Raw genomic sequence first — 26,773 nt, 5'->3', positions numbered from 1 at the left:
GCTCCACTCATATTCAGTAATTTTATATCATCACATCAAAAATAATAGAGTAGCAAAATAGCATCGATCTGCCGGGCTCGCCGGGCAGGACGACTCTCCGTCCAGTGACATGCAGCAATACCGCCAACGACAGACCGCCGAGGATACCAGGATGAGCCAGGTTACAACGATCTCCCAAAACGCAGCCGATCTCCCACTCGGCACCGATTCTAAGATACCCAAAAACGGCGGCAATGCCCATGCGATGATGGACAGGTCAGAGCGGGCAAACGACCTCGGCTGCGAAACGGTCGTGATGCTCGACGGCGACGGACAGCGAGAGCGAAGATCGTCTCACAGCATTCTTGGGGCGAAACGGTCGCAAGAACTCTTGACCTCAATGCCTCGCTCGTCCCACAGTCTCTGGGGATCGCAGGACGTCACAGACTCAACGGCTACGGAGAAGTCTCCAAAGCTTACGAAACCTGAAAGAATTGACGGACAAGGAAACTGTTCGCTGGCGGTAAAAATATGAAGATATCCATCATCGGTTGCGGGTATGTCGGCACGGTTACCGGCGTATGCTTTGCTAACTTTGGCCATGACATCGTCTTTTACGATGTTGACGAGAGAAAACTGGATCTCCTTGCCCGGGGAGAGTCGCCGATCTATGAACCCTCTCTCGATGACCTGATCCAGAAGAACCGTCAACGCCTCGCCACGACCTCTGACCTCACGGCTGCTGTGTGTGGTACAGACATCACGTTCATCTGCGTCGGCACCCCGTCCCGGGATGACGGATCGATAGACCTCGCCTACATCCTCTCTTCAGCCGCCACGATTGGCAAGGCCTTGCGGGAGACCCCGGATTTCCATCCCATCATCGTCAAGAGCACTGTCTTTCCGGGGAGCACCGAAGGGCCGATCCGGTCGGCGCTTGAGGAGGCATCGGGGAAGCAGGCGTTCGTGGACTTCGGCCTCGGTTCAAACCCGGAGTTCCTCCGGGAGGGAAACGCCATCCACGACTTCTGCGTACCCGACCGGATCGTGCTCGGTGCCATGGACGAGAGGACGATGAGGGCGCTCGGAGACCTCTACACCTCCTTCACCTGTCCAAAGATCGAGACCTCGATCCGGACGGCGGAGATGATCAAGTACACCAGCAACGCCTTCCTTGCAACAAAGATCAGCTTCGCAAACGAGATCGGGAACCTCGCGAAGAAGCTCGGGATCGACGCGGAGGAGATCTTTGCCGGAGTCGGGCTCGACAGCCGGATCGGCCCTGCCTTCTTCCGGACGGGGATCGGGTTCGGCGGCTCGTGTTTCCCGAAGGACGTTCGGGCACTGATCGCCGGGGCTGGAGGGTATGGGGAGGAACTCCAGATCCTTCATGCAGCACTGCGGGTCAACGATGACCAGCCCCTGAAACTGGTCAGGCTGCTCCAGGCGAAGATCCCCAACCTGAAGGGCCGGCGGATCGGCGTCCTCGGCCTCGCCTTCAAGCCCAACACCGACGACATCAGGGAGAGCCGGGCCATCCCGGTCATCCAGGCGCTGCTCGATGCTGACGCTCTGGTCGTCGCCTATGACCCTCTCGCCATGGAGAGTTTTGCCACCCTCTTCCCGCAGATCGAGTACGCGCCCTCGGCACAGGCCGTCCTCACGGCCGACGCCGTCCTGATCACAACCGAGTGGGAGGAGTTCGAGCGCCTCGACTATAACGGGACGATTGTCGTCGACGGACGGCGAATTGCCGCGGCTTCCCGGACTGCAGAGATTTACGAGGGGGTCTGCTGGTGACAAAGATCAAAAAGGCCGTCATCCCAGCGGCAGGCCTCGGCACCCGGTTCCTCCCGGCGACGAAGTCGATGCCCAAGGAGATGCTCCCGCTCATCGACCGCCCGGTGATCCAGTACGTGGTGGAGGAGGCGGTCGACTCGGGGATAGAGGATCTGATCATCGTCACCGGCCGGGGGAAGCGGGCGATCGAGGACTACTTCGATGACTCGCCGGAGCTCGAGATGCACCTGCGTGAACACGGAAAGCATGACACGCTCAAGATGGTGCAGGAGATCTCGTCCCTTATCGACATTCACTACATCCGGCAGAAGGAGCCGAAGGGGCTTGGCGATGCCATCATGCGTGCCGAGAAGCACATCGGCGACGAACCGTTCGCGGTGCTCCTCGGGGACGACATCATCCGGAACCGGACTCCCTGTACAAAGCAGCTCATCGACCTCTACCAGGAGAAGCGGCGATCCGTCATTGCGGTCGAGGCAGTGCCCCGGGAGAAGGTCAGCAGTTACGGCATCATCAGGGGGGAGCAGGTAACCCCGTCCCTCTACCGGATCATCGATATCATCGAGAAACCCCGGATCGAGGAGGCGCCCTCGAATATCGGGGCGATCGGGCGGTATGTCTTCACCCCCGAGATCTTCGAGTGCCTGGAGCACACGGCCCCGGGCGTCGGCGGCGAGGTCCAGCTCACCGATGGAATACGGATCCTCCTTCAATTCCAGGATATCTACGCTCACGCGTTCCAGGGGAAGCGGTATGATACCGGGGATAAGGCGGGGTATCTCGAAGCGATCATCGGCTTCGCCCTTGAAGATCCGGATCTGCGGGACAGCATATCCCGGCATCTCTACTCAGCCATGTCGAAGGCCGCCTGGAACGCCGCAGGCCAAGAACTCCCAGATTCCGTCAAAGGACTAGACGAACTGTGATTAACAAACGTGAGGAGCCGTGATTATGTTAACAGCAAAGATTGACCTGGTTTCTAGAGAGTTTGCAGCTGGAAAAGGCCATGCACCCGCAACGGACGAACTTCTGCACCTATCCGAGCAGTTCTTACGAAACAGAGGCACTCCATGAAACTCGTCGTAATGATCCCGTCCTACAACGAAGAAGAGACGATCGCATCCGTCATCCGGGAGATCCCCCGGTCTATCCCGGGCATCGAAACCGTCGAGGTCCTCGTCATCAACGACGGTTCAACCGACCGTACGGTCGAAGAAGCCCGGAAGGCCGGTGCCGATAAGATCATCAGCTTCAAGAAGAACAAAGGGCTCGCCCCGGGCTTCCGTGCGGGCCTTGAAACCGCCCTCTCCATGGGCGCCGACATCATCGTCAACACCGATGCCGACGGCCAGTATGATGGGGGCGAGATCCCGAAGCTGATCCAGCCCATCCTCGACAACAAGGCCGACTTCGTCCTTGGCTCCCGCACAAAAGGCACCATCGAGGAGATGCCCCTCCAGAAGACGATCGGCAACCGGATGGCGACCTGGGTCACCCGGAACGTTTCGGGGCTGCCGGTATCAGATGGGCAGTCGGGTTTCCGGGCGTTTACCCGGGATGCAGCGATGCGACTGAATGTGATGTCAGACTATACGTATGTGCAGGAGACGCTGATTCAGGCGGCGAATCTGGGACTTGTGTATACCGAGGTGCCGATTCTGTTCCGGAAGAGGACGGGAGGATCATCACGGCTGATCTCGAATATTTTTAATTACGCTAAAAGAGCAGGAGTCACCATATTAAAATCATATAGGGACTATCAACCATTGAGAACTTTTCTATTCCTCGGATCAGTAATGATAGTCGCTGGTTTTATTGTAGGCCTCAAACCATTGTTGCACTATCTATCCACCTATACCGTGGCGTTTTACGGTAGTGCAATGGTTGCAATGCTGCTCCTGATAATCGGATTTACAACAATCGTCCTAGGACTTTTAGCAGATATTATGAGAACACAGAAAAAAGTGCAGGATGAGATACTATACCGATTGAAAAAACTCGAATTGAATACAATTAACACCAACAATAACAGGTGATCTGATGAGCAAAACCATTAATGTAGGAATTGTCGGCATGGGGAAGATGGGGATCATGCACGCAGGATTACTGAACGCTCTTGAAAATGTGCAAGTGCGAGCTGTTGCTGACACCCAAGATCTTATTCTTAATTTTATCGGCCAACAATTTCCAGCAATACAAACATATAAAGATTACGCCGATATGCTCACCAATGAACAATTAGACCTCGTATTTATCACTACACCAACATCTTTCCACACAAAAATCGGATTGGATTGCATAAAGGCCGGGACACCATTTTTTGTTGAAAAACCCCTGGGTATATCAGCAAAAGACTGCGTGCCCCTGATTGAAGCAGTCTCCTCAAAACCAGTCATCAACATGATAGGATACTCCAAACGTTATGTCGATACATTCAGAAAGGCAAAAGAAATAATCGAAAATGGTTCTTTAGGTGAACTCACGTATTTCAACGCTACAATGTACGTTTCACAACTATTTTCGAAAGGAAAAGGGTGGCGATACAAGAAAGAAGCCAGTGGTGGAGGCGTTTTGAACACTCTTGCTACTCACCTCGTGGATCTCTTACTCTGGTATTTCGGGCATGTGACATCCGTTGAAGGCAACACAAAGAGTTACTATTCAAAGGATGTCGAGGACTTTGTTCATGCCTACATTCAGTTTGAAAACGGGCTGGAAGGCTATTTGGATACCTCATGGAGTGTGAGAAATTACCGCCTTCCAGAGATCAAGATCGAGGTACATGGCGAGAAAGGCATGCTCACAGTTACAGAAGAATATGTGAAGTACTATTCCGATGATACTGCACGTTGGACGACGCTGTTTAAACAAGACCTATATACCGGCGTAGAGTTTGACTTAGGCGGCCCTGAATATACTTTAGAAGACGAGCATATCATCGACTGTGTGCGAAATAACAAACATACAGATGTCAGTATCTTCGAAGGGTATAAAGTACAACGGGTCATCGATGCTATTTATCGCTCTGCTGAAGAAAGGCGTGCTATTCCAGGTGATTCGATATGAAACTTGATCCAATAGTACTCGGACACAACCAGTTTATCGGGGTGGATCATTTCTCGCAGGATCGAGCTCGAAATCGCACCCAGACATTCAGTGAGACTCACAGAATCATTGATGTCATCGATTGCTTTTACGATTTGGGTGGTCGTGGAATGATGCTGTCCACCCATCCAAAAGCCCGGGATATCATGGACGCTATAGGGCAAAATCCAAGATTAGCCCAGAATATGAACTTTTATCCATTGATACCCTACGCACAGGGGTACATTAGGAAGGCAAACGAAAAGGGTATTACAGGCATGGTAACAGAGACCCTGAGCCCCGCCAGCACTTCAGAAAAATTTAAAATTATGTTTAAAGGCGGCATCAACGTTCTCCGTAAAGATTTTATCAGCATGCTCTCTACTCTCATCGACGTTGAACTATTGCCATTTAAAGGATTTAATGTGAAGGCAATATTTCTGCACAATGTTCTTACAGATTTAGCCCTTGCATTTAAAGCGCAAAATATATTCGAATACTACATCGACTATATTCAAGACAACTATAACACAACACCTGCATTCGGAACGATGAATTTTGTCAAACTCGTGGAAGCTTTTGAGGATTGGGGGTTAGAAAAGCCCACAATTATGACTTCGTTCAATAAAGCGGGTTTTCAGATGAACCCCTCACGTGAATCCTGTGAACAGTGCTTACTTGAATTTGACGTTGACGTACTTTCGATGAGCACACTTGCTGCAGGATATTTAAAACCACAGGAAGCATATGAGTATCTCTTCTCACTCCCCAAAAAAACATCTGTTGTTGTTGGCTTCTCCACAAAAAACCATGCAATTGAGACATACAACATTATCCGCAACTACATATAATTTTATTACCGATAATAAAAGGTCTACATATGAAACTGTGCATTTTATCAACAGGCTATTTAAGATGGAAAGGAGATGTTGACTCCGCAAAGAACTACCTTGAGCAGTTGGCGAACAATTTAGCTGACAAAGGGCTTGAAGTACATGTTATTGCTCCGCATGCTAAAGGGCTAAAGCATGCAGAAAAAATCGACAATGTAAATGTTCATAGATTTCAGTATATGTTCCCACCAAGCTACCAAACACTGGCATACTTTCCAGGAATTCCTGAGAAAATGAAAAAGATTAGTGGAAAAATTCAGATTCCCTTCTTTGGACTCTCAATGACATACAAATTGCTTCAAGTGTGCCGTAAGCATGATATAGACATTATCTTCGCTCATTGGGCAATCCCGCCGGGATTTATCGCAGCCCTAACAAAATATATTCATAAACGCCCGATAGTTATTGGCCTTTATGGCGCAGAACTGTTTCCCTTTGTAAATAACCAGAAAACATTTGCATCGCTATGTAAAATCCAAATAGGGTATGCAATAAGAAATTCAGATCTCGTGATTGGAATCAGTAAATCAACTTGTAACGCCGGAAAAACCATAAGCAGGCGGATGGACATTGAAACCATTCCATATGGTGTTGATATCCAAAAATTTAATCCAACATGTAATCCTGACTCTATAAAGCAATGTTATGGATTGGAAAGCAAAACTATTCTTTTTTCTACCGGGCGTATGGTTGAGAGAAAAGGATTTAAGTTCTTAGTTGATGCACTGCCCCTTGTCCTTGAAACAGATCCAAATACTATTCTCATATTGGGCGGAGATGGCCCTGAGAAGGAAAGATTGAAAAAACAGGTTGCAGATTTGAATCTTGAGGAAAAAGTAATTTTTCCAGGCTTCATTCCGGATGAAGAATTTCCAAACTTTTTAACTGCAAGTGATGTATTTATTCTACCTTCAATCGTTGACAGGCATGGCGATACGGAAGGATTGGGTTTGGTGCTTGTCGAAGCAATGGCATGTGGCACTCCAGTTATCGGAACAAACGTTGGAGGTATAACAGATATTATTACACACGGCTATAATGGGTTTTTAGTACCGGAAAAGAGTTCAAAGGATTTAGCAGAAAGAATTGTTGAGATATTAAGCAACCCCGATCTGGCAAGTTACCTCAATACCAACGGCCTTAGCACTGTTCAAAACGAGTTCTCTTGGGAATCAGTTTGTAAAAAATACTTAGCTCTATTCAACCGGGTGTCATAAACGAAAATCTTGCAGTGTTGCGAGTTGAGAGATCATGCGTGTCGGAATCATTGCAGATAGATTAGATAGACCCCTAACGGGGATTGGAAATTATGTACAGAACATACTGCATGAATTTTCACAGATGAGTACTAATATAGCCTTCAACACCATAAGATATAAAAAAAGTGAGGAATTTGATAATATCAATGAAATTATCCTTGCAAACCCATTTGAAGGACTAATGAAAAAATCATATTACCCATGGCATCTTTATATGCAACTTTCTTTGAGAATGAAACCAGTGGATTTAGATGTTCTTCATTGTCCAGAAAGTGCGTCAATATTCACGCAAATTCCAGACACCAAAAAAATAATCACCGTATATGATACTACTCCAGTTCTGTTTCCAGAAACATTTACAAAAGGAACCCTATTGCGATATAAAATCTTATTTTCAAAATCTATTAGTTCATCAGATATGGTAATATCAATATCCAACAGTACAAAACAGGATTTAATTCGCTATTTCCACGTGCCTGAAGATAAAATCACCGTCATACATCTGGCTGCAGATGACTGCTACCAGGTGCTCCCGCACAGTGCGATCCAGATATTCCGAGACAGATATAAATTAGACTATCCCTTCATACTCTATGTTGGTACCCTTGAGCCAAGGAAAAACCTGTCTACAGTTATAAAAGCATTTTACCAGCTGAAAAAGGAGGGCCTTAAGCATAAACTTGTAATTGCAGGGGGAAAAGGTTGGAAATACAATACAATTTTCCAGTTGGTTTCCGATCTCAATCTCGAAAAGGACGTCTGCTTTACGGGGTATGTGCCAAAAAACGATCTCCCAGCATTATATAACGCAGCAGATGTATTCGTCTATCCCTCCCTATATGAAGGATTTGGCCTACCGCCACTTGAAGCTATGGCCTGTGGGTGCCCCGTAATTACATCAAATACTTCATCCCTGCCCGAAGTGGTAGGAGATGCAGGGATAATGATTAACCCCCATGACTATGAGAAGCTAGCAGAAGCAATCGATAGCGTATTGTCTGGCGTTGAGCTTAAGAAACAGTTGAGTAAAATGGGGCAGGCTAGAGCAGCGGAGTTTAGCTGGAAAAGGTGTGCCAAAGAGACATGCAAGGTATATAATGATCTAATTTGAAATTACGGTTACTTGGGTTGATCAAAATCTTCATCGATTCCATAAAATTTCACTGCCAGCGTTATCGTATATTTTGCTCATATTATGAAGCGATAAATTAATTTCCTCAAATCGGAACGTTGTTCTTTGCTTGAGGGGGTTATCCCAGTTCCATCCAACTCCCCAGACTAAGTTAGCATACGTTATTTGAACATATCCTCGATCGATTTCAACTGTAGATTGATCAAAATGTTTGATGTTGTGACCCTCCATATTAAAGAGTGTTCTAAGTCCATCATCTTTTAGGTTTCCATATACTGTAAGGGAGGGGTATCCTTCGACCCAGTCTCCTCGATACACTTTATCATCTTGGGATTTCATGTTGTTGGTAATCCAAGAGCCACTGTAGACATTATGTGGTTCAATCAGGGACATATATAAATAGGCTTTATCATCTTCATCCCCATGTTCCTGTATGGTTTTTTGACTTAAGGAAATTGAATTAGGGTGGTCCTTTGCAATTTCATATATAAAGCCTGTATTAAATAAAAAGAAAATTATGAAGAACATGTAGATTATACGGAGCGGAGAAAATACTCCAGTACTTATTGGATTTAATTTAGCTTTATTAGAGATTAAGTTCAGCAAGGCTAAACCTCCTATAACGCTGAATGGAGCCAAAATATAAAGACAAAAATGATATAATCTCCGTGGATCCATTGCTGAAAAGTTTTGACTTATTAATCCAAAAATCAGTATGATTGCAAAGCTAATTGAAAATGCAACTAATGTTATGTCTTTTTTACCTTTCTCATATATTATAAAGTATAATATGCCAGTAAATATGAAAAGTTGGGTAATTACGTATAAAATCCTTAATATAGAATGCAAGGGTGAACCTAAACTTTTTGTGGCTAGGTATAGCCCACGCGAGGTCTCGAAGCCGAACATTTCTGTAGATAGATTGTTAAAGGCAAATGATGCCATACCACAGATTGTATCAAATGTTGAAGAACCAGAAATGTAGATATACCACACAACAGAAATTAGCAAGTACAAACATAGTAGATATGGGTTTAAAAATAACCGCTTTACACCCCCAATATTGATTCTATCTTGTGCTGCCGTAAGCATAGCACGCCGTGAATTACAAAGTTTGTCAAAGATTAGTATGAATATGTACACAAAGAGAAGAGATATAAAAAATAGATACGATGTACCATAGTGCGATAAAATCAGTGATAAAGCAAAGAGAATAAAAAAGACTCGCTTTTGAATTGTGTTGATATTATTTGCAAAAATTACCATGATTAACAAAACTAAAAATATTTCAGCAAGCGACTGTTTTGTGATCCATGCAACTTCTCTGAAAAATGGAGAGATTGAAATGATCATAAAAGTTGAGAGAAAAGCGATTTTTGAATTATTAAATACGTTTTTAAAAGTTACATATGAAGCTAGGGGCACGAAAGAGTATAATAATGGAACTATTAGTTTAAAAGTTCCTGTCAAATCTAAATTAAGCGTACATTTATACAAGGGTACCAGTAACACGGTACTTAGTACAGCATTGTAGTTCCCAAATATTGTCCAGTCCCAGAATCCACTATCTATCACTTGTTCGGCAACTAGATACTCACCGATGACGTCGCACACGTTGAGGTATTGAGTGATTAATGTGGTATGCCAGATAAGGGATATTGCTATAGTCCAGATGGCTAAAGGATACAATTCTTGTGGGATGAAGTTACTAAATCCAATAAGTAAAACGATCAATGCAATGATGATTATAATAGTAAGTAGAACTAGGTTGGAATTGTAGTGGTTCACACAAAATGTTCCAAGAAATGTAAGTATAGGCAGTAAAGAAAAAAGCAGTGTTTGCACAGAAAGTTTTGAATTGATAACATTGGTACCCGTTGTCGGATAAACTACAGAATAGTCTTTATCGCGTATATATCCAATTACAGCAAGCGTGACAATTAATATACTAACTGTTACCATTATTGGAATTGTCGAAATTGGCTTAGCAATTCCTATATTAGGTAACAAGAGATCTATAAATAGCCCTAATATAATTAATAACGTCAGACTTGATCCTGTTGCGTATAATATCACTTCTGTAGTGCTAATATTATGAATACGCAATATTCTAAGTATTAAAATTCCAGGGATGAATGTAATTAAAAAAAAACCAATTATTTGGCGAATGACTGGAATCTGGTACCCAATTATATCCATTATAATAATGCACCAAAAAACGAATAAGGAGGTAATGACTATCTTTATAAATGAGAATATATTCCAATTGTTCATCTGCAAAAGGGTTTGGCTTCGGCTCATTTTGATCAAAGATCTCTTGAGTTACTTGGCTTCTAAATCCGTACTTATATTATGCGATACTCACAGTCTTAAGAGCATATCCACTAACCTGTACCACAAGAGTCATACGGTTCATATAGGCTCTACGCTGTCCTCTTCTCTTCGGTTAATAGTTATCCTCTTAATATAGAGTAAACACTACTACCCATTTTGTTGACCTTATGAATAGTTATAGATTTCCAGTCATTAGAGAATCGTGAATAACCTGCTCTGTCGAATCCCTCAACAATCAGGACGGACATGGCTGATTGGATCGCCTTCGTGTGGTTATGGAGAATGAGTTTGATCTTGATCTCTTTGACCTGATAGCGCTACTTCCATGCCTTCAGATCCCCTCCAAATCTTCTCTTGAGAACCGAAAATGCCGTTTCGACTTTGTTTCTTTCACGATAGCGATCCGTACCGAAATCGGCAACTATCTCCTGCCAATACTTTCCAGACTGGATCTTCTCTTGCCATGTTCTGACCGGTATCACCAAATCAGCACCAACCTCTTCTCTAATCTGGCGATGAAGGTCTTCAGAATCATATCCCTTATCCATGACGTGGCCCTTGGTTCTTCGGGTCTGTCTAAGCAGTCTTTTCGCACGGGTGATGTCATGTACCGTTTTCAATGAGGTCTTCCCCAACCAAGATCACCTGTTTGCGTGTATCCACTGCAATCGAAGTCTTCAGGAAGTCCTTTCGCATCTTTCCTGTCCACCAGGAGTACTACTGGCTGGCATACAAGCTGGTGAAGCCCGAGGAATCAATCGCGGTTATTGGAATAATTTCACCTCAGGAATAAAACAGTGAGGGGGTTATCTTTAGAATCCTCGTGAAAATGAGAGAGGAAATGCGTGCCATGAATTTATGGAGTGTGGGAGCTCATCCCAGAATTCTCCAAATCATCATGGCACATGTCAGGTGGATCAGCCCAAGGAATGAGTGCTCATAGCGTTCAGACCGGGGAGTAATCTTCTTGAACGTCTCGATCTAGCTGAAGAACCGTTCGAAGACACTGCACTTCTTGTAGAGTTGCGGATCGAACCAGCATGGCCTTCCTCGCTTCGGGTGTGTCCATGACCGTGGGTTGACCGGGATATTGCTTTTTATTCTTCGCTTCCAGTTGTATTGGCGGATCTCCCGTGAATCGTAGGCTGCATCTGCGGAGATGATCGAGGGGCGTTCCCGAACACCAGGAATCGCTAATGCTTCGAGCGTTGGTTCATAGAGCCAGGAATCATTGACATTGGCGAGTGAAACCGTGCAGGCAAGCGAGAGCCCATTCCGATCGACTAGGGCACTCAGCTGGTTCCCGTTCACCATTTTATAACCATCATAGCCGGTCGATCCCCCTTTTTGCCTGGGATATCCTTGGTATCGGTGGAACAGTGCCCAAGATCGACTTTCCGGATCTCATATCCCGACTGGAGAGGTCGAGGAAGATCGCCTGATACGCCCCGCTATCGCAGAAACAGGTCGTAGACCCATACCCAGTAATCGCTGGTGGATTCACAGGCTACAACCTCGCAGCCGTGGTAGAGAACCCAATCTTTCAGCAGAAGCAGGTCGGCTTGCGTACGGCTGAATCGCTGTTCTGCCGTGTTGCCGCCCTGATCGATGATGGCAGCGACGATAAACTTCTTGTGGAGGTCTAACCCACAGGCTTTTTCTCTCATACATCATCACACTTCGGTGTGGACAGAGGGAGCTGCCTCGAAGGTCAATTTCACATCCGTGTTCACGACACAGTAGGGCCTTCAATGGCAAAATGCGTTAGTTTTCATCACAGGATCTGATCCTAAAACAACTATGTGACCGGCACGGCCACAGGCGCAACCCATGAAAATACTCTCAACCCCCTACCCACACCCTCGGCTTGAGATACAGCGAGAAAAGTATTTTCATCGGTTGAGCCTGTTGTCGAGACGGCATCATAGGCTTTTTCATCGATCGAGCCTGTAGCCGAAAAGGCATCATGGATATTTGGAATGACGTCACTTATTGTCACCTCACCAGGCAAACAGAACAGTTACAGATATAAAATAGCATGTATCATTATTTGTGAATCAAATGGATTTGCTAACAATTTCCCCAAATGGTATTTACCCACCCTATGACGGAGGGGCATTGAGAGTGTTTAATTTATGCAAAGAACTTTCAAAAAAACATAATATTTTTCTTTTTTCCCAGGGATTAAGGCAACATGAATTAAAAAAACTTTGGCAACTAAAGAAGCAGCCAGAATTAAGAATTAATGGACATTTCACCGAATATAGATATATCAATTTCACCTCGATTATAAACCATCAGATTCTTCGAAAGGCAGTAAAAAATATCCCCGATCTCTTTGCGGGCAAGGCATTAGAATATTTCAGACCGAAAGCACTTATAGAACATTTATCAAATTGCTCTGTTATTCAAGTAGAGATGCCATGGCAATTCGATGTCGTATCTAAAATCAAGCCCGAACATACCCCAATAATTCTCGATCAACATGACCTTCAGTTCGAACTGTTATGCCAGAACATGTGTTGGGATTCATATTTTGGGAGGAAATTAATAAACTACGCGCTAAATATTGAACAAAATGCACTTGAGAACGCAGATGCTGTTTTTGTCACCTCATATGAAAATAAAGAGAAGTTAATAAAGACCAAAAAATGTCCAAATTCTAAGATCCACATCATACCCAATGGGGTAGATATCGATTCATACACCCCAACGTCTAATTCTGACAGAACGAAATATAAAAAAGCTTTAGGCATTCATGGAAAATATGTGGTTTTATTTACAGGGTCGAAACATCCGCCTAACATTCAGGCCGTAAACGAGATCATCAAGATGGCAAAGAACTGTAAAAACAAAGACATCTTATTTCTGGTTGGTGGATCCATCGGAGACTTATATACAAATCAAGATAATTTACAGTTCACGGGATACACGGAGGACATATCCACATTATTTAAATCTGCTGATATTGCAATAAATCCAATGAAATCTGGAAGTGGCACAAATTTAAAAATGCTCGAATATCTCGCCGCGGGACTTCCAACAATAACAACTAAGATAGGAGGGAGAGGCCTTGAGATTATTGAAAATCAAACTGCAATAATCTCGGAAATTGATGGATTTCTGGATTATATTGAATTAATAAAGTCCGATAGACAATTAGCTGATAATTTGTGCCGTCACGGTCGGGAATGGGTTGAAGAGAACTATGATTGGAGAAAAATTGCTGAAAAACAAAATAAAATTATACAATCTTTAATTTAAACTCACTCTCCGCAATTCTCAGATGTTTTGCTGGTTTCGGTTTGAGGTCGTTATTCTTCTTCTAGGTCGTCTCCCGTTTCGTTGAAGCCATGACGGAGCGCCTGCAACTCATATAGATCTTTCGCTTTTGTGTTGGTTTCCTGAGTCGGCAAAGAGTATGCCGGTTCTCAAATTAGCGAACTACTGAGACTGGATGCATTCGCATAATACACCCGGAATTCCGTATTTGTAACTACCTCGCTTGTTTGAACAAACCTTTCGTTAACTGAATATTTTCGTTCATAATAGAAATATGGCTTTTATAATCTCCCCAATCGATCTTTAACAGACGTGTGGAGTAGTATAGATACACGCTAAAGCCGAACAACTCAGTGAGCACCGTTGCCCATGCCGCACCAAAGAGGCTGTACTGAGGAATAAGAACATAGTTTAAACAGACGTTTAGCAAAGCACCGAACCCGGTCCCTATTGCCACGATACGTTGCATACTCGCTGAATTAAGCAGAGTGCTCGTTACTGTGCTGACACAGACAATCAGAAATGCTATTATCTGGATCTGTAAAACAAGGGCTGCTATCTGATAAGCGGATCCATATAATAGTTCAACAATATAAAAGGTAAATAGTTGAACAAAAATAAATATCAATATACCGACAATAAGAATGATCTGGAATGACTGAAGATAGAGTTTCCTTAACCTTTCAGGAGACGCAGTAAAATTTTTTGACAGCATCGGGAAGATCACTCCGCCAAAAGATCCGGCCACGAGTGCGATCAAACCCTCAATAATATTATAGGATGCATTGTAAAGCCCAACAGCAGAATCTCCAACCATCATTGAGAGCATAACCGTGTCGATCTTAAAATAAATCACAACAAAAAGAGTAGTTAAGCCGAAGGGTAACGCTTGGGTACATAGTGTTCGAAGGAAAAGACGGTCAAAATGTAATTTAGGCCTTATAAACTTTGTAGTAACAAAGAGTAAGCTTGCCACAAGGCGGGTTAAACTACCTATTAAAAAAGCGGATATAACAGCAATAAAGCTATAGCCAAGCAGGAGAAAAACAATTGCTAAAGAAAAGATGATTATTTTTTCCATAACCCGGGTTACCAACTCATATTCCATCTGCTCAAACGCCCGGTAAAAAGAGCAAAGAAATAGATTAAAAGAGTTGACTACCGCGTAGGCTCCAGCAATATACACGGCGATGACAATCTCGTATGGATACTCCAAAACATTAATCGCCACTACGACAAGGGCGATTGTCAAAACCGAAAGAATCACCTTGATCGCTGAAACCGTCCCAAGATACTTATCTGCATCTTCTTTCCGGCTTGCGACCTCACGTATAGTTAACTGGCTTAAGCCAAAGTCCGAAAAAAATGCGAACAGTAATGTAAACGCCAGAGCGAACGAGTATTTGCCGAACTCAACCTCTCCAAGGACTCGGGCAATGTAGATGACAAGAATAAATCCTAAAAATTTTGTTACGAGCTCCGCAGATGCTAATGAAAAGGTATTCTTAACGAATTTCTTTCCCGCAGTCAACCCAGGTCACCAAAGGAATTTAGTCTCCGATAGTCCCGTTGCGAACGCTTTCAAGATCTGCCCGCACCATCATCCGTACAAGATCTGCAAACGTAAAATCCGGCTTCCACCCAAGTTTCTCCTGTGCCTTTGATGCATCCCCGAGCAGGAAATTCACCTCAGCCGGCCGGAAGAACTTCGGGTCAACCACGACGTAGTCCTCGTAGTTCAGACCGGCCTCGGAGAATGCGAGATCCACGAACTCCCGCACGGAGTGCGCCTCGCCGGTCGCGATGACGTAATCGTCAGGCGTCTCCTGCTGGAGTATCAGCCACATCGCTTTGACATAGTCGCCCGCAAATCCCCAGTCACGGTAGGCATCCAGGTTCCCAAGCCGCAGCTCCTTATCCAATCCACAAGCAATCCTGGCAGCCCCATTCGTGATCTTCCGGGTCACGAACTCGATCCCGCGCCGCGGCGACTCGTGGTTGAAGAGGATGCCGTTGCAGCAGAACATACCGTAACTCTCCCGGTGGTTCACCGTCATCCGGTACGCATAGGCCTTTGCAGTTCCATACGGATTCCGCGGACAGAAAGGCGTCTTCTCACTCTGGGGCATCTCCGGGGCGTTCCCGAAGACTTCGGCGCTCGACGCCTGGAAGACCTTTGCATCAGGACAGCATCGCCGGACAGCCTCCAGTACCCGGACGGCGCCGAGTGCCGTGATATCGCCGGTCGCCACGGGCTGAGTCCATGACATGGCGACAAACGACTGGGCAGCAAGGTTGTACACCTCATCCGGCTGAACAGATTTCACAGCAGTATCGAGTGATGCCTGGTCAGTCAGATCGCCCTCAAGAAGCGAAATCCGTTCAGAGAGCTCTCCCAACCTCGCAACGCCGGATGCATGGGATCGAACAAGCCCGTGAACCGTATAGCCCTTGGCGAGAAGTAACTCTGCAAGATAGAACCCGTCCTGCCCGGTTACCCCTGTGATGAGTGCAGTCCTTCCCATTGATACCACCCGATCCGTCACGAATGAAAGAATCTAATATTCCTGTGCTGAACGCCCGGTATTCACGATACTGGCGGATTCTTCGGGCTTCCCGTATATCTTCTCATATCTCTCGACATCGGCAAGGGTCATCATCCTCACCAGCTTCTCAAAAGATACCTCCGGCTTCCAGCCCAGTGCCTCTTTGGCCTTCGTAGCATCGCCTAAGAGGTAGTTCACTTCAGCCGGTCGGAAGTATTTCGGGTCGACCACGACGTAGTCTTCGTAATTCAGGCCGACCTCGGAGAATGCGAGATCCACGAACTCCCGTACCGAGTGTGCTTCATTGGTAGCGATGACGTAATCGTCCGGCGTCTCCTGCTGGAGCATCAGCCACATCGCTTTGACGTAGTCCCCGGCAAATCCCCAGTCACGGTAGGCATCCAGGTTCCCGAGCCGCAGCTCCTTATCCAGGCCACAGGCAATCCGGGCAACAGCATCGGTGATCTTCCGGGTCACGAACTCGATCCCGCGGCGGGGCGACTCGTGGTTGAAGAGGATGCCGTTGCAGCAGAACATCTCATAGCTCTCCCGGTAATTGATCGTCGCCCAGTAGGCATAGACCTTGGCAAACCCGTAGGGAGACCGGGGGTAGAAAGGAGTTGTTTCGCGCTGCGGCGTCTCCAGAACTTTACCAAACATCTCGCTGCTCGATGCCTGGTAGACCTTTGCATCCGGGCAGCACCGCCGGACAGCCTCCATGACCCGGAGAGCACCAAGCCCCGTCACTTCACCGGTCGCCACGGGCTGAGTCCATGACGTGGCGACAAATGACTGGGCGGCGAGGTTGTATACCTCGTCCGGCTTGGCCTCCGTCACGGCGGCATCAAGTGAGGATTGATCCGTTAAGTCTCCTTCTAGGAGTGTGACTTTATCGAGCAGATGCTCTATCCGACTATAGTTAGGAGTACTGAGCCTTCTTACCAGCCCGTATACGGAATAATTATTCTCAAGAAGCCATTCCGCTAAGTACGATCCATCCTGGCCGGTAATACCTGTAATAAGTGCAATTTTTGACATCACGAATCACCACATGCAAATCTAGATACGATCAAAATCATCTTCATACCGCACAATGTCATCTTCCCCGGTGTACTCCCCGATCTGCACCTCAATCAGCTCGAGCGGCAGCATCCCGGGGTTATGCAGCCGATGCATTGTCCCGGCAGGGACGAACGTGCTCTCGCCATTCCGAAGCAGGAACGTCCGTTCACCAACCGTCACCTCGGCGCAGCCGGTGACGACCACCCAGTGCTCGGAGCGGTGGTGGTGCATCTGCAGGGAGAGGCGGCGCTTCGGCGGGACGGTGACCCGCTTGATCTTATAGGCGCTGCCATCCTCGAGGGTCGTGTACGAGCCCCACGGTCGGTGCACCTCGGTGTGGAAGGCCGCACGGGCATCGCCCTTCTCCCGCAGTAGCCGCACAATCTCGCCCACGCTCTGAGCCTCGTCCCGTGAGGCGATGAGGATCGCGTCCTTCGTCTCCACGATAGCAAGATTCTCGATCCCGACCGTGGCCACCAGCCGGTCGCTGATGATCAGGTTGTCACGGGAGTTGATGCCGATGTGCTCACCCCGAACGGCATTCCGGTTGCCGTTCTTCGGGAGGCAGCCATAGAGAGCGTCGAAGTTCCCCACATCGTCCCACTCGGCCTCGAAGGGAACGACGGCGGCCTTGTGGGTTTTCTCCATGATCCCGTAGTCGATGGAGATCTTCGGCGTCTGCTCGAAGGCCTGCACAACCGGGTTTTCAAATGCCCGGGCAACGTCAGGAGTCAGGCTTGCACATTCCGCGAGGAAGAGATCGGAGTTGAAGAGGAACATCCCGGAGTTCCAGAGGTAGCCTTCAGCCAGGTAGCGCTCCGCCGTCGGCAGGTCGGGCTTCTCAACGAAGGCATCGACGGCATACCCCTCTTCAAGCGCCTGCCCGGGCCTGATGTAGCCGTAGCCGGTGTGCGGGCAGGTAGGTTTCACGCCGAAGACCACGAGGCGATCCCGGGAGAGGCGTTCGGCCTTCCGGAAGGCTTCGGTGTACTGGCTGTTTGCATCGATCAGGTGATCGGATGAGAGGACGGCGACCGGGGAAGAACCGTTGCCCTCCGCAATCGCCTTCACGCCGTAGTAGATGGCAGGGAGGGTGTTCTTTCCCTCCGGCTCGACGAGGACGGTGCAGTCGCACCCGATCTCGGCGAGCTGGTCGCGGATCAGAAACTTGTGATCCTTATTGGTGACAATGAAGATATCCTTCGGGGCAGAAAGAAGGAGGGAACGCTTCACCGTCTTCTGGAAGAGCGATTCGTCATCGAAGAGTTTGATGAACTGCTTCGGGTAGTGTTCGCGGCTGAGCGGGAAGAGCCGGGTGCCGCTTCCTCCCGCGAGGATGAGTGTCTTCATCTGGTCTCGTCGCTCCGAAATTTCAGTTCATAGTATTTTCCAGCACGGAATATGAAGGTGATCATTTCGAGAAGAGAGTGCGCAGGAAATATTCGGTCATTTATATCCAATTGGCAGGCTGCAGATGCTTTCTGAACGGTGCCAGGCACGCGTTTGGCATCGGCATTGAATCAAGGCCAGAAAAGAAGATGAATTGGAAATTGCTGCCATACAAAGACAAGTATGCACTTTCATGCACTGGTACATCTGCTCCAGGCTCCCATACCGCGCACGGCGAGGTGCTAATATATTCCGGACGCCGGGTCGGATAGCCACATCCCAAGCCTTAAAATTCCATGTCCTGATAAGTACACCGGTTCCAAACGAACAGGGCGACGGCACCCACACCTGAAAGCAAGGAGAAACGCCCGCTCAACATCGCAGATCTCTCAGCAACAAAGGGTGGAACCAATCGATCTACGTTTTGTAGAAATCATCCGGAATCTTCTCCGGCGCATTCAGATACGCCAGATCCTCCCGCTGCGACACCATCTCATAGATCCCCCTCCCATGCCTGATACCAAGCTCCGGCACCTCCACCGCAGCAATCACCCTCAGCGGAGGGACCGCCGGATAGCGCGGATTCCGCACCCAGACCCCTCCTTCCATCTCGTAGTAGGCTCCGCCCTGCATCTGCTCATAGAACGCATACTCGCTCGCAACCCCGGCCGAGACCAGGTTCGCCATCACGAGCTCCTCCACCCCGGGATTGATCGTCACGTGCCCGTAGCCGGGCGGGATGAGAACGAACTCGGCCGCCTTTGCCGTGACGACGACAACGTCGCGGAGATCTTTTCGCTGGAGGAGGTAGTGTGCCTCGCCGGCCAGCACCTGGTAGAGCTCGGGGTAGCCGATGCCCGCCGGCGTGAGGGGGTGGTAGTGCCCCTTGGTCTTGACGTACTCGCCGCCGACAATTCCCGGGGGAATGACGGTGATGTCGAACCGGACGTTCTGCTCGGCGAGCCACTGGCGATCGTCCTCGGTGAGAGCGAGATCGCGGTACATAAAGTACAGCGGCATGGTGCCGGCGGCGTCCGGGCTCGCCAGCACGTACCGCATGTCGTCGAGGGTTCGGACGGAAGGGTCGGGGAGAATACCCGGCCAATAACGGCTCATCGATCTTCATTCTGTCACGGTTAGTGATAATATACGCGATTCAGTTCCGGCGCATCCCGGTTCAGGTCACTCCAGTGCAGCACGGATCCGTCAGGTGCCTCTCGATGAAGGACAGAATGCCCACCCGCCGTGCGTGGCTGCATGGTACCTCCGGAACCATTCCTCCGTCGAGGGTTCGGCGCTCACTCATATCCGAGCCCGAGGTCGGCAAGACCGGTGACGAAGAAACCCTCTTCCCGCAGTGTCTCCTTCTCGTCCACGGTGCGGCCGGCAACGCCGGTTGCCACCGGGCTTACGAGGCCTTTTACGAGCGGGATCTTCTCGGAGAGCGAGGAGAGGATACTGTATGCCTCATACCGCGAAAGATCCCGATTCTTGATCTCGACGGCAAGAGTCCCGCAGGGCGAAAGGGCGATAACGTCTATCTCGTCCCCCCGGCGATTCCACCATGGGCCGACCTCGTCATACCGGTCAGCGAGGTCGCGGGCGATGAGGCTGCGCACCATCTCCTCAAACGCCCAGCCCGAAAATCCCCTCCATTCCCGGAAGATCCGCTCTCGTATGATATCGAAGCGGCCGCTCTGGTACAGGCTCATGTTCCGGTAGATATACCGGGCGTAAAACCGGAAGAAGTTGTCGCAAAAGAGATACCTGCCCATCTTCGATCGCCTCCCCCGCTCCGTGACCGGCGTCCGGTACTCGATGATCCCGAGGAGATCGATAAGGTCGCGCAGGTACGGCGGCAGAGAGGTAGGGGGGAGGCGGACGAAGTCGGCAATCTCCTTCTGCGTCACCTTTCCCTCGGCGATGGCGGCGAGGATCTCGTAGTAGGTCGCGTGCTCGCGGCCGAACTCCTCGACGACAACGTCGCTCATCTCCCGCCGAAGAGGGGCGAGTTCGTCGAGAAGAAGTCGGTCGAGAGCGCTCGCAAGATCGGTACACCCGTACTTCTCGAGGTAGGTGTAGTAGTAGATCGTCCCACCGAAGAGGAGATAGAGATCAAGCCGGTCATCCGGGTCTTCTACACCGAGGTCGCCGAGAATGGTCAGGCACTCAAGAGGGCCGAATGGCCGAAGTGTCAGGATATTGTCGGCCCGCTTGAAGAGGGGAGCGCCTCCTTCGAGGAAGATCTCCCGGATCATGCCGACCGACGAGCCCGAGACGATAATAAAGAGATGAGAGTCCCGCCCCTTCAGATCCCAGAACCGCTGCATCTGGGAGATAAAGGAGGGGTGGATCTTTAAAAAGCGCTGGAACTCGTCGAAGACGACGATCAGCGGATCTTTGAACGAGAAGAGAAACTCCAGGAACGCCTCCGGCGTATCGGTTCTGATGTAACCGGGAAGATCGAGCATATCGACCATCAGCCGTCCGAACTCCTCCATCAGATCCTCGATGCTCTTGTTTGCATCGACGTAAAAGTACAGAGCACGCTTCCCCCTGCAGAATTCCAGAATGAGCTCGGTCTTGCCGACCCTTCTCCTGCCGGTGACGACCAGAAAGGACGGGGCTCTGGCATAGAGGTGCTCCATGAGTTCAAGTTCGCGCTCCCTGCCGTAAAATATCACAGTGATTATTAATATTATCATTATAGATATAATCATTATTGTGCGAGGAGGAGTGACCCCGCCCGTGCCAAAAGGCCTGGCAGAGAGAATGGATGCATGGGCAGCGCGCCCCCCCCTTATCGGGCTGTTGTAGCCGATGAAAGAGTTGCGGGCATTCCGGCCAGAGCACCCTTGGGGTGAAGGAAGACGAAGCGAGGGAAAACCCACCGAACAGAGGTGCAGCTGATGGCAAAACTCCTTTTCCCTACAGGAGAAAGATCCCTTCTGATGCACCGCCTGCTTACGGAAGGGAGATGCGCTGTATGACGGAGAGATTCAACCTCATGAAGACCAGCCCATACTTCACGGTCTGCCGTGAAGTGGGAAACTGCATCGTCACCCGAAATAACGACCGCGGGTATCTCTGCGGGTACTGCGCCGTCCCGCTCTCGCTCGTCGATGAGGTCGACACCGAGAAGTTTGCAGGGACCGTGCCGGTCCATGGCGGGGTGACGTTCCAGAGGCCCGACGAGAGCGGCGAATACTGGATCTTCGGGTTCGATGCCGCTCACCGCGGAGATGAAAACGTCCCGGGCTTGCGGGATCCCGACGTGATACTCCGGATGGCGCAGGAGATGGAGGCGTGGATCCTGCAGCAGCTCACGAAATCTTGAAGCGTGACGACCGGCCTATGCCGCGAGTACGACCAACGCCGGGCTATCGCATCGGGAGGGCGTGCCCCCCGCAGAACACCTCCAGGCCGCATGCACAATAGGTATCTACCAGAAGCACGGAATGATCATACAGAGGGGCAGAGAGAAAGCATGATCGTGGTCGGGATTGATCCGGGGCTCGCACGGGTCGGGTACGGTGTCATCAGCAGAGGCGACCGCCACCCGACGCCGCTCGCGTTCGGCTGCATCGAGACCGAGAGCGGCCGGAGCACCGGCGAGCGCCTCCGGGAGATCTACGACCGGATCTCGGCACTCCTCGACGAGTACGAGCCCGCATGGGTCGCCGTCGAGCAGCTCTTCTTCACCCGGAACGTCACCTCCGCGATGCACGTCAGCGAGGCGCGGGGCGTCCTCCTGCTCGCCGCGGAGCAGCGGAGTATCCCGATCGCCGAGTACACGCCGAACCAGATCAAGCAGGCGGTCACGGGGTCCGGGCGTGCCGAGAAGCAGCAGGTGCAGGAGATGATGCGCCGGCTCCTGCGGCTCGCGGAGATCCCGAAGCCCGACGACGCCGCCGACGGCCTCGCCGTCGCTCTCTGCCACATACACACACTGCGATAACCATGATAGCCCATCTTTCAGGAGAGATCGCATCCACCGGCGATAAGTGGGTGGTGATCGATATCGGCGGCGTCGGCTACCGGGTCTCCGTCACCCAGCCGACCGTGCAGGCGCTCCGCGAGGCCGACGGCCGCGTCCGGGTGCACACCCACATGGTCGTCCGCGACGACGACATCCAGCTCTACGGGTTCCTGCACCCAAGCGAGCTCGAGCTCTTCCGGATCCTGATCGCCGTCTCCGGGATCGGCCCCCAGATCGCGATGAGCATCCTCTCCCAGATCACCCTCGAGGAGTTCGCGATGGCGATCGTCGGCGAGGACGAAAAGGCGCTCACCCGGATCCCCGGGATCGGGCAGAAGAGCGCGAAGCGCCTGATCCTCGAGCTCAAGGAGAAGATGAAGAAGCATGCACAGGCTACCGCCGGCGGCAGGCGGGCGGCGGAGGCCGACGATGCGGTAAGCGCCCTGATATCGCTCGGGTTCTCGCCGCGGGAGGCGCAGGAGACGGTCGACGCGGTTCTGCCGACCCTCAATAGCCCGAGCGTGCAGACCCTGATCCGCGCCTCGCTCGCCCGCCTCCGGGAGCGCTGATACCATGCAGAGACTTCCCTCACCGAACGTCCTTGCGGAAGAGCAGGACGACGCCACGATCCGGCCGGGCCGCTTCGACGAGTTCGTCGGCCAGGCGCAGATCAAGGAGACGCTCGCGATCGCGATCGATGCTGCAAAGCGGCGCGGCGAGACCCTCGACCACATCCTCTTCTCCGGGCCGCCGGGGCTCGGCAAGACGACGCTCGCCCAGATCATCGCCCGGGAGATGGGCGTCGCCCTCCGGAGCACCACGGGGCCGGTGCTCGACAAGCCCGGCGACCTCGCCGCCCAGCTGACGGCGCTCTCCCGGGGCGACGTCCTCTTCATCGACGAGATCCACCGCTTAAACCCGGTCGTCGAGGAGATCCTCTACCCGGCGATGGAGGACTCCTGCATCGACGTGATGATCGGCGAGGGGCCCGGAGCCCGGGCGGTGCAGCTCCCGCTCGAGGAGTTCACCCTCGTCGGGGCGACGACGAAGGTCGGGCTGCTCGGCTCTCCCTTGCGCGACCGGTTCGGGTTCATCTTCCGCTTGAACCTCTACGAGGTGCCCGACCTCGTCAAGATCGTGCTCCGGAGCGCCGGGATCATGCAGACAGCGATCACGCCGGAAGGAGCGCTCGAGATCGCACAGCGGAGCCGCGGGACGCCGCGGATCGCAAACCGGCTTCTGCGGCGGGTGCGGGACTTCGCGCTCGTCCGGGGCGACGGGAGCATCGACGCTCCTACGGCGGATACCGCGCTGACCATGCTCGGGATCGACGCGCTCGGCCTCGACGACCTCGACCGGCGGATCCTTTCGGTTATCGCCGACGACTTCGGCGGCGGGCCGGTCGGCGTCAAGACGATCGCGATATCGATCGGCGAGGAGGTGCGGACGGTCGAGGAGGTCTACGAGCCGTACCTGATCCAGATCGGGTTCATCAAACGGACGCCGCAGGGCAGGGAGACGACGCCGGCCGCACTGCGACACCTCAAGGCGCCTGGCCGCGCCTGACGGTGCGGCACTCGGATACACGCTTGTTCGGAAAGAAAAGATCCAGCCCGCGACCAACCCTATCGCATCGCGGGGGCGGGATCGGGAGGGGGCTGCCCCCCTCCCGGCGGAAGGCAGGAAACCCTCACGTCCGCTGGTAGTCGTCCTCGAACCGGACGATATCGTCCTCGCCGGTGTACTCCCCGATCTGCACCTCAATGAGCTCGAGCGGCAGCATCCCAGGGTTCGCGAGCCGGTGCACCGTCCCTGCGGGGACGAAGGTCGATTCGCCGTTCCGGAGGAGGTAGCTCTCCTCCCCGACCGTCACCTCGGCGCAGCCGGTGACCACGACCCAGTGCTCGGAGCGGTGGTGGTGCATCTGGAGGGAGAGGCGGCGCTTCGGCGGGACGGTGACCCGCTTGATCTTATACGGGCCGCCGTCCTCGAGGGTCGTGTACGAGCCCCACGGCCGGTGGACGGTTGTGTGAAACTCCGCACGGGCATCGCCCCGCTCCTTCAGAGCCTTCGCGACCTCCCCCACCCGCTGCGCCTCGCTCCGCGACGCGACCAGAATCGCGTCCTTCGTCTCGACGATGGCGAGGTTCCGGACACCGACCGTGGCCACGAGGCGGTCGGCGATGATGAGGTTCCCGCCGGAGTCGATCCCGATATGCTCGCCCCGAACGGCATCACCGTCCCCGTTCTTCGGAAGAGCTGCATGGAGTGCGTCGAAGTTCCCGAGATCGCTCCAGGCGGCATCGAAGGGGACGACCGCGGCCTTCTCGGTCTTCTCCATGAGGCCGTAGTCGATCGAGACCTTCGGCACGCTCGCATACGCCTCCTCAAGGGGGCGCTCGAACGCCCGGCAGACCGCAGGAGCGTGCCGCTCGCACTCCGCGAGGAAGAGGTCGGCTGCAAAGCAGAAGAGCCCGGAGTTCCAGAGGTAGCCGTCGGCGCAGTACCGCTCCGCGGTCGGCAGATCGGGCTTCTCGACAAAGGCGTCGACGGCATACCCCTCGTCAAGCACCGCTCCCGGCCGGATGTAGCCGTAGCCGGTATGCGGGGAGGTCGGCCGCACCCCGAAGACCACGAGGTGGTCGCGGGCGAGACGCTCGGCTTTTCGGAACGCCTCGACGTATGCCGTGCCCGCGTCGATCAGGTGGTCGGAGGAGAGGACGGCCATCACGTCGGAGCCCCCGTCATCCGCGAGGGTCTTTGCGCCGTAGTAGATCGCCGGCAGGGTGTTCCTCCCCGCAGGCTCGGCGAGGACGGTGCAGTCGCACCCGATCTCGGCGAGCTGATCCCGGATCAGGAACCGGTGGTCGGCGTTGGTGACGATGCAGATCTCTCCGGGCGTTGAGAAGAGGAGCGAGCGCTTCACCGTCTTCTGAAAGAGTGATTCGTCATCGAACAGCGTGATGAACTGCTTCGGGTACTGCTCCCGGCTGAGCGGAAAGAGCCGGGTGCCGCTGCCCCCTGCGAGAATAAGGGTCTTCATGAGTACACTCCCTGCCTGTGGTACCGCATGGGACGCCGGAGTATATCACGGGATCGAATGTGAGGCCGGGATCACTCCCGCAGGATCTCGACCCAGCCCGGCATCCTCGCCCGGGCTCCCGCATCGAGCGCATCGGCCTTTTCAAACGCCTTCGCCGCGTCGCGGAAGTTCCCGAGCTTGCCGAGGCACTTGCCCGCGTTGATCCAGGCCTCGACAGCGGCCTGGTCGGCATCGGTCGCCTTCGCAAAAGCCGCCGCCGCATCGGGGAACTTCCCCTCCCGGACAAGGGCGACGCCGAGGTTGTTCCAGGCGGCAGCGTTGCCGGGGTCGACGGCGAGCGCCTGCTCAAAGGATGCTTTTGCTTCGCCAGGTCGGTCGAGCCTTCCAAGGAGAAACCCGAGATTGTTCAGTGCCGCCGCATCGCGGGGGTTCTCCCGGACCCTGGCCTGCAGCCTGCGGAGAGCCTCGGCATCGCTCTCTGCGGGACGGCGCGGTGTTCTCCGGGAGGACTGCGGGTCTGTAGCGGGGGGCATGGGCGTACCTCGTATGAGAAGAGGTCGGGAGAAGACACTTAAATATATATCGATACTAAATTCCGCTGCTCTCAGGACAGAGGGGACATCGGAGCGAGCGTGGCGGATCTTTTCACCCGGAGATACGATCCGGGGCACCGCATATCCCCACGAAATAGTATTTAAATATAACGAATATCAAATCCAGCGATCCAATGGTACTGGAGAAATCCAACGTCTCTGGAAAGTTCTAATACCCCTGGAAGCAGCCACCCGATCACCATTTGTAAGAGACATACGCGAGAACTCCGGCGGCGGCGCAGAAAAAGCCCCATAAGACAGATTTTGCTGAAAAGAGAGACTTAAGAGCAGTATTCCGGAACACGACCGGCCCCGCCCGGGGTGCGGCACTCCTTGCGGGCGCCGTCACCGGAAAGAGACGAAAGAGCGCAGATGCTCCCCCCGGTGGCGGCGAAAGG

25 protein-coding genes and 1 pseudogene are annotated in these 26,773 nt (G+C 51.6%); 13 read left to right on the top strand and 13 right to left on the bottom strand.

Translation table 11 applies throughout. The features are described from left to right. Positions 1-510: 510 nt before the first annotated feature. From ABH15_RS06960 to ABH15_RS06930, 7 genes are all read left to right on the top strand, one after another. Positions 511-1,779 (top strand): UDP-glucose dehydrogenase family protein, encoded by a 1,269-nt coding sequence (locus tag ABH15_RS06960; RefSeq protein ID WP_128693641.1) that lies wholly within the window; start codon positions 511-513, stop codon positions 1,777-1,779. Beyond that, a complete protein-coding gene (gene galU, locus ABH15_RS06955) occupies positions 1,776-2,705 on the top strand; it encodes a UTP--glucose-1-phosphate uridylyltransferase GalU (RefSeq protein ID WP_128693640.1) in 930 nt (309 codons plus the stop codon). Before ABH15_RS06960 ends, galU begins: the two co-directional genes overlap by 4 nt. Positions 2,706-2,849: 144 nt before the next feature. Continuing rightward, complete coding sequence (locus ABH15_RS06950; protein WP_128693639.1) at positions 2,850-3,815, top strand: glycosyltransferase family 2 protein; 966 nt, start codon at positions 2,850-2,852, stop codon at positions 3,813-3,815. Positions 3,816-3,819: 4 nt separating this feature from the next. Next, positions 3,820-4,845 carry a Gfo/Idh/MocA family protein gene (locus ABH15_RS06945; RefSeq protein WP_128693638.1) on the top strand — a complete coding sequence of 342 codons (1,026 nt, stop codon included), beginning with the start codon at positions 3,820-3,822 and terminating at the stop codon, positions 4,843-4,845. Beyond that, positions 4,842-5,714, top strand: coding sequence for a hypothetical protein (locus tag ABH15_RS06940; protein WP_128693637.1), 873 nt, complete (start codon positions 4,842-4,844; stop codon positions 5,712-5,714). The genes ABH15_RS06945 and ABH15_RS06940 overlap by 4 nt, the downstream gene beginning before the upstream one ends. Before the next feature lie 29 nt (positions 5,715-5,743). Then, the gene (locus ABH15_RS06935; RefSeq protein ID WP_128693636.1) at positions 5,744-6,973 is read left to right on the top strand and encodes a glycosyltransferase family 4 protein; all 1,230 of its coding nucleotides are present in this window, start codon (positions 5,744-5,746) and stop codon (positions 6,971-6,973) included. Between the two features lie 34 nt (positions 6,974-7,007). Next, positions 7,008-8,126: a glycosyltransferase family 4 protein gene (locus ABH15_RS06930; RefSeq protein ID WP_128693635.1), complete on the top strand. Its 1,119-nt coding sequence runs from the start codon at positions 7,008-7,010 to the stop codon at positions 8,124-8,126. Between the two features lie 30 nt (positions 8,127-8,156). Here the strand turns inward: ABH15_RS06930 and ABH15_RS13975 are convergent, their stop codons facing one another. Then, a complete protein-coding gene (locus ABH15_RS13975; RefSeq protein ID WP_241648081.1) occupies positions 8,157-9,413 on the bottom strand; it encodes a DUF2206 domain-containing protein in 1,257 nt (418 codons plus the stop codon). Between ABH15_RS13975 and ABH15_RS13970 the strand changes: the two genes are divergently transcribed. Next, entirely contained in the window at positions 9,388-9,681 is a 294-nt protein-coding gene (locus tag ABH15_RS13970) for a hypothetical protein (protein WP_241648088.1), read from the top strand. The two genes, ABH15_RS13975 and ABH15_RS13970, sit on opposite strands and share 26 nt — an antisense overlap. Positions 9,682-10,600: 919 nt before the next feature. Here the strand turns inward: ABH15_RS13970 and ABH15_RS06920 are convergent. The 4 genes and pseudogenes from ABH15_RS06920 to ABH15_RS06905 form a co-directional block, all read right to left on the bottom strand. After that, positions 10,601-11,348, bottom strand: a pseudogene (locus tag ABH15_RS06920) (transposase); the annotation flags it as partial. 114 nt (positions 11,349-11,462) lie between these two features. Further along, positions 11,463-11,861 (bottom strand): transposase, encoded by a 399-nt coding sequence (locus ABH15_RS06915; protein WP_277749830.1) that lies wholly within the window; start codon positions 11,859-11,861, stop codon positions 11,463-11,465. A 71-nt stretch (positions 11,862-11,932) separates the two neighbouring features. Beyond that, positions 11,933-12,148 carry an IS110 family transposase gene (locus tag ABH15_RS06910; RefSeq protein WP_128693632.1) on the bottom strand — a complete coding sequence of 72 codons (216 nt, stop codon included), beginning with the start codon at positions 12,146-12,148 and terminating at the stop codon, positions 11,933-11,935. Positions 12,149-12,279: 131 nt separating this feature from the next. Next, positions 12,280-12,480: a hypothetical protein gene (locus ABH15_RS06905; protein ID WP_128693631.1), complete on the bottom strand. Its 201-nt coding sequence runs from the start codon at positions 12,478-12,480 to the stop codon at positions 12,280-12,282. A gap of 62 nt (positions 12,481-12,542) precedes the next feature. Between ABH15_RS06905 and ABH15_RS06900 the strand changes: the two genes are divergently transcribed. After that, positions 12,543-13,745 (top strand): glycosyltransferase family 4 protein, encoded by a 1,203-nt coding sequence (locus ABH15_RS06900; protein WP_128693630.1) that lies wholly within the window; start codon positions 12,543-12,545, stop codon positions 13,743-13,745. A gap of 232 nt (positions 13,746-13,977) precedes the next feature. On the opposite strand, the gene ABH15_RS06895 is transcribed toward ABH15_RS06900, so the two are convergent. The 6 genes from ABH15_RS06895 to ABH15_RS06870 all read right to left on the bottom strand — a co-directional run bounded on the left by ABH15_RS06895 (position 13,978) and on the right by ABH15_RS06870 (position 21,444). Beyond that, positions 13,978-15,294, bottom strand: coding sequence for a flippase (locus ABH15_RS06895; RefSeq protein WP_128693629.1), 1,317 nt, complete (start codon positions 15,292-15,294; stop codon positions 13,978-13,980). Positions 15,295-15,313: 19 nt separating this feature from the next. Continuing rightward, on the bottom strand, positions 15,314-16,288 hold the full coding sequence (gene gmd / locus ABH15_RS06890) for a GDP-mannose 4,6-dehydratase (RefSeq protein ID WP_128693628.1): 975 nt from the start codon (positions 16,286-16,288) through the stop codon (positions 15,314-15,316). A gap of 33 nt (positions 16,289-16,321) precedes the next feature. After that, on the bottom strand, positions 16,322-17,347 hold the full coding sequence (gene gmd, locus ABH15_RS06885; RefSeq protein WP_128693627.1) for a GDP-mannose 4,6-dehydratase: 1,026 nt from the start codon (positions 17,345-17,347) through the stop codon (positions 16,322-16,324). Between the two features lie 21 nt (positions 17,348-17,368). Beyond that, positions 17,369-18,721, bottom strand: coding sequence for a mannose-1-phosphate guanylyltransferase/mannose-6-phosphate isomerase (locus tag ABH15_RS06880; protein WP_128693626.1), 1,353 nt, complete (start codon positions 18,719-18,721; stop codon positions 17,369-17,371). A 456-nt stretch (positions 18,722-19,177) separates the two neighbouring features. After that, the gene (locus ABH15_RS06875; protein WP_128693625.1) at positions 19,178-19,876 is read right to left on the bottom strand and encodes a glucose-6-phosphate isomerase family protein; all 699 of its coding nucleotides are present in this window, start codon (positions 19,874-19,876) and stop codon (positions 19,178-19,180) included. Positions 19,877-20,058: 182 nt separating this feature from the next. Next, positions 20,059-21,444 (bottom strand): ATP-binding protein, encoded by a 1,386-nt coding sequence (locus ABH15_RS06870; RefSeq protein WP_128694314.1) that lies wholly within the window; start codon positions 21,442-21,444, stop codon positions 20,059-20,061. Positions 21,445-21,746: 302 nt separating this feature from the next. Here ABH15_RS06870 and ABH15_RS06865 point away from each other — a divergent pair, with 302 nt between their 5' ends. The 4 genes from ABH15_RS06865 (at position 21,747) to ruvB (ending at position 24,305) form a co-directional block, all read left to right on the top strand. After that, the gene (locus ABH15_RS06865; RefSeq protein WP_128693624.1) at positions 21,747-22,097 is read left to right on the top strand and encodes a hypothetical protein; all 351 of its coding nucleotides are present in this window, start codon (positions 21,747-21,749) and stop codon (positions 22,095-22,097) included. Between the two features lie 150 nt (positions 22,098-22,247). Further along, entirely contained in the window at positions 22,248-22,718 is a 471-nt protein-coding gene (gene ruvC / locus ABH15_RS06860) for a crossover junction endodeoxyribonuclease RuvC (RefSeq protein ID WP_128693623.1), read from the top strand. Positions 22,719-22,720: 2 nt separating this feature from the next. Then, positions 22,721-23,308, top strand: coding sequence for a Holliday junction branch migration protein RuvA (ruvA, locus tag ABH15_RS06855; protein WP_128693622.1), 588 nt, complete (start codon positions 22,721-22,723; stop codon positions 23,306-23,308). Between the two features lie 4 nt (positions 23,309-23,312). Further along, positions 23,313-24,305: a Holliday junction branch migration DNA helicase RuvB gene (gene ruvB / locus ABH15_RS06850; protein ID WP_128693621.1), complete on the top strand. Its 993-nt coding sequence runs from the start codon at positions 23,313-23,315 to the stop codon at positions 24,303-24,305. Between the two features lie 124 nt (positions 24,306-24,429). On the opposite strand, the gene ABH15_RS06845 is transcribed toward ruvB, so the two are convergent. Together ABH15_RS06845 and ABH15_RS06840 are read right to left on the bottom strand one after the other, a co-directional pair. Next, positions 24,430-25,782, bottom strand: a complete 1,353-nt coding sequence (locus ABH15_RS06845; RefSeq protein WP_128693620.1) for a mannose-1-phosphate guanylyltransferase/mannose-6-phosphate isomerase — start codon at positions 25,780-25,782, stop codon at positions 24,430-24,432. A gap of 71 nt (positions 25,783-25,853) precedes the next feature. Beyond that, positions 25,854-26,315, bottom strand: a complete 462-nt coding sequence (locus ABH15_RS06840; RefSeq protein ID WP_128693619.1) for a tetratricopeptide repeat protein — start codon at positions 26,313-26,315, stop codon at positions 25,854-25,856. Between the last annotated feature and the right edge of the window lie 458 nt (positions 26,316-26,773).

This window comes from Methanoculleus taiwanensis (assembly GCF_004102725.1).
Classification (GTDB): domain Archaea; phylum Halobacteriota; class Methanomicrobia; order Methanomicrobiales; family Methanoculleaceae; genus Methanoculleus_A; species Methanoculleus_A taiwanensis.
The sequence above is the reverse complement of the archived record's forward strand: the minus strand, read 5'-3'. Positions and strand labels throughout refer to the sequence as shown.

Bases quoted from the DNA above. Each gene is read 5' to 3' on its own strand.
- ABH15_RS13975 (WP_241648081.1), bottom strand. From the start codon at position 9,413: ATGGTAATTTTTGCAAATAATATCAACACAATTCAAAAGCGAGTCTTT.
- ruvC (WP_128693623.1), top strand. From the start codon at position 22,248: ATGATCGTGGTCGGGATTGATCCGGGGCTCGCACGGGTCGGGTACGGT.
- ABH15_RS06840 (WP_128693619.1), bottom strand. From the start codon at position 26,315: ATGCCCCCCGCTACAGACCCGCAGTCCTCCCGGAGAACACCGCGCCGT.
- ABH15_RS06910 (WP_128693632.1), bottom strand. From the start codon at position 12,148: ATGAGAGAAAAAGCCTGTGGGTTAGACCTCCACAAGAAGTTTATCGTC.
- ABH15_RS06845 (WP_128693620.1), bottom strand. From the start codon at position 25,782: ATGAAGACCCTTATTCTCGCAGGGGGCAGCGGCACCCGGCTCTTTCCG.
- ABH15_RS06865 (WP_128693624.1), top strand. From the start codon at position 21,747: ATGACGGAGAGATTCAACCTCATGAAGACCAGCCCATACTTCACGGTC.
- ABH15_RS06945 (WP_128693638.1), top strand. From the start codon at position 3,820: ATGAGCAAAACCATTAATGTAGGAATTGTCGGCATGGGGAAGATGGGG.
- ruvA (WP_128693622.1), top strand. From the start codon at position 22,721: ATGATAGCCCATCTTTCAGGAGAGATCGCATCCACCGGCGATAAGTGG.
- ABH15_RS06960 (WP_128693641.1), top strand. From the start codon at position 511: ATGAAGATATCCATCATCGGTTGCGGGTATGTCGGCACGGTTACCGGC.
- ABH15_RS06930 (WP_128693635.1), top strand. From the start codon at position 7,008: ATGCGTGTCGGAATCATTGCAGATAGATTAGATAGACCCCTAACGGGG.
- ABH15_RS06900 (WP_128693630.1), top strand. From the start codon at position 12,543: ATGGATTTGCTAACAATTTCCCCAAATGGTATTTACCCACCCTATGAC.
- ABH15_RS06950 (WP_128693639.1), top strand. From the start codon at position 2,850: ATGAAACTCGTCGTAATGATCCCGTCCTACAACGAAGAAGAGACGATC.
- ruvB (WP_128693621.1), top strand. From the start codon at position 23,313: ATGCAGAGACTTCCCTCACCGAACGTCCTTGCGGAAGAGCAGGACGAC.
- gmd (WP_128693628.1), bottom strand. From the start codon at position 16,288: ATGGGAAGGACTGCACTCATCACAGGGGTAACCGGGCAGGACGGGTTC.
- ABH15_RS06940 (WP_128693637.1), top strand. From the start codon at position 4,842: ATGAAACTTGATCCAATAGTACTCGGACACAACCAGTTTATCGGGGTG.
- ABH15_RS06875 (WP_128693625.1), bottom strand. From the start codon at position 19,876: ATGAGCCGTTATTGGCCGGGTATTCTCCCCGACCCTTCCGTCCGAACC.
- ABH15_RS06935 (WP_128693636.1), top strand. From the start codon at position 5,744: ATGAAACTGTGCATTTTATCAACAGGCTATTTAAGATGGAAAGGAGAT.
- ABH15_RS06880 (WP_128693626.1), bottom strand. From the start codon at position 18,721: ATGAAGACACTCATCCTCGCGGGAGGAAGCGGCACCCGGCTCTTCCCG.
- gmd (WP_128693627.1), bottom strand. From the start codon at position 17,347: ATGTCAAAAATTGCACTTATTACAGGTATTACCGGCCAGGATGGATCG.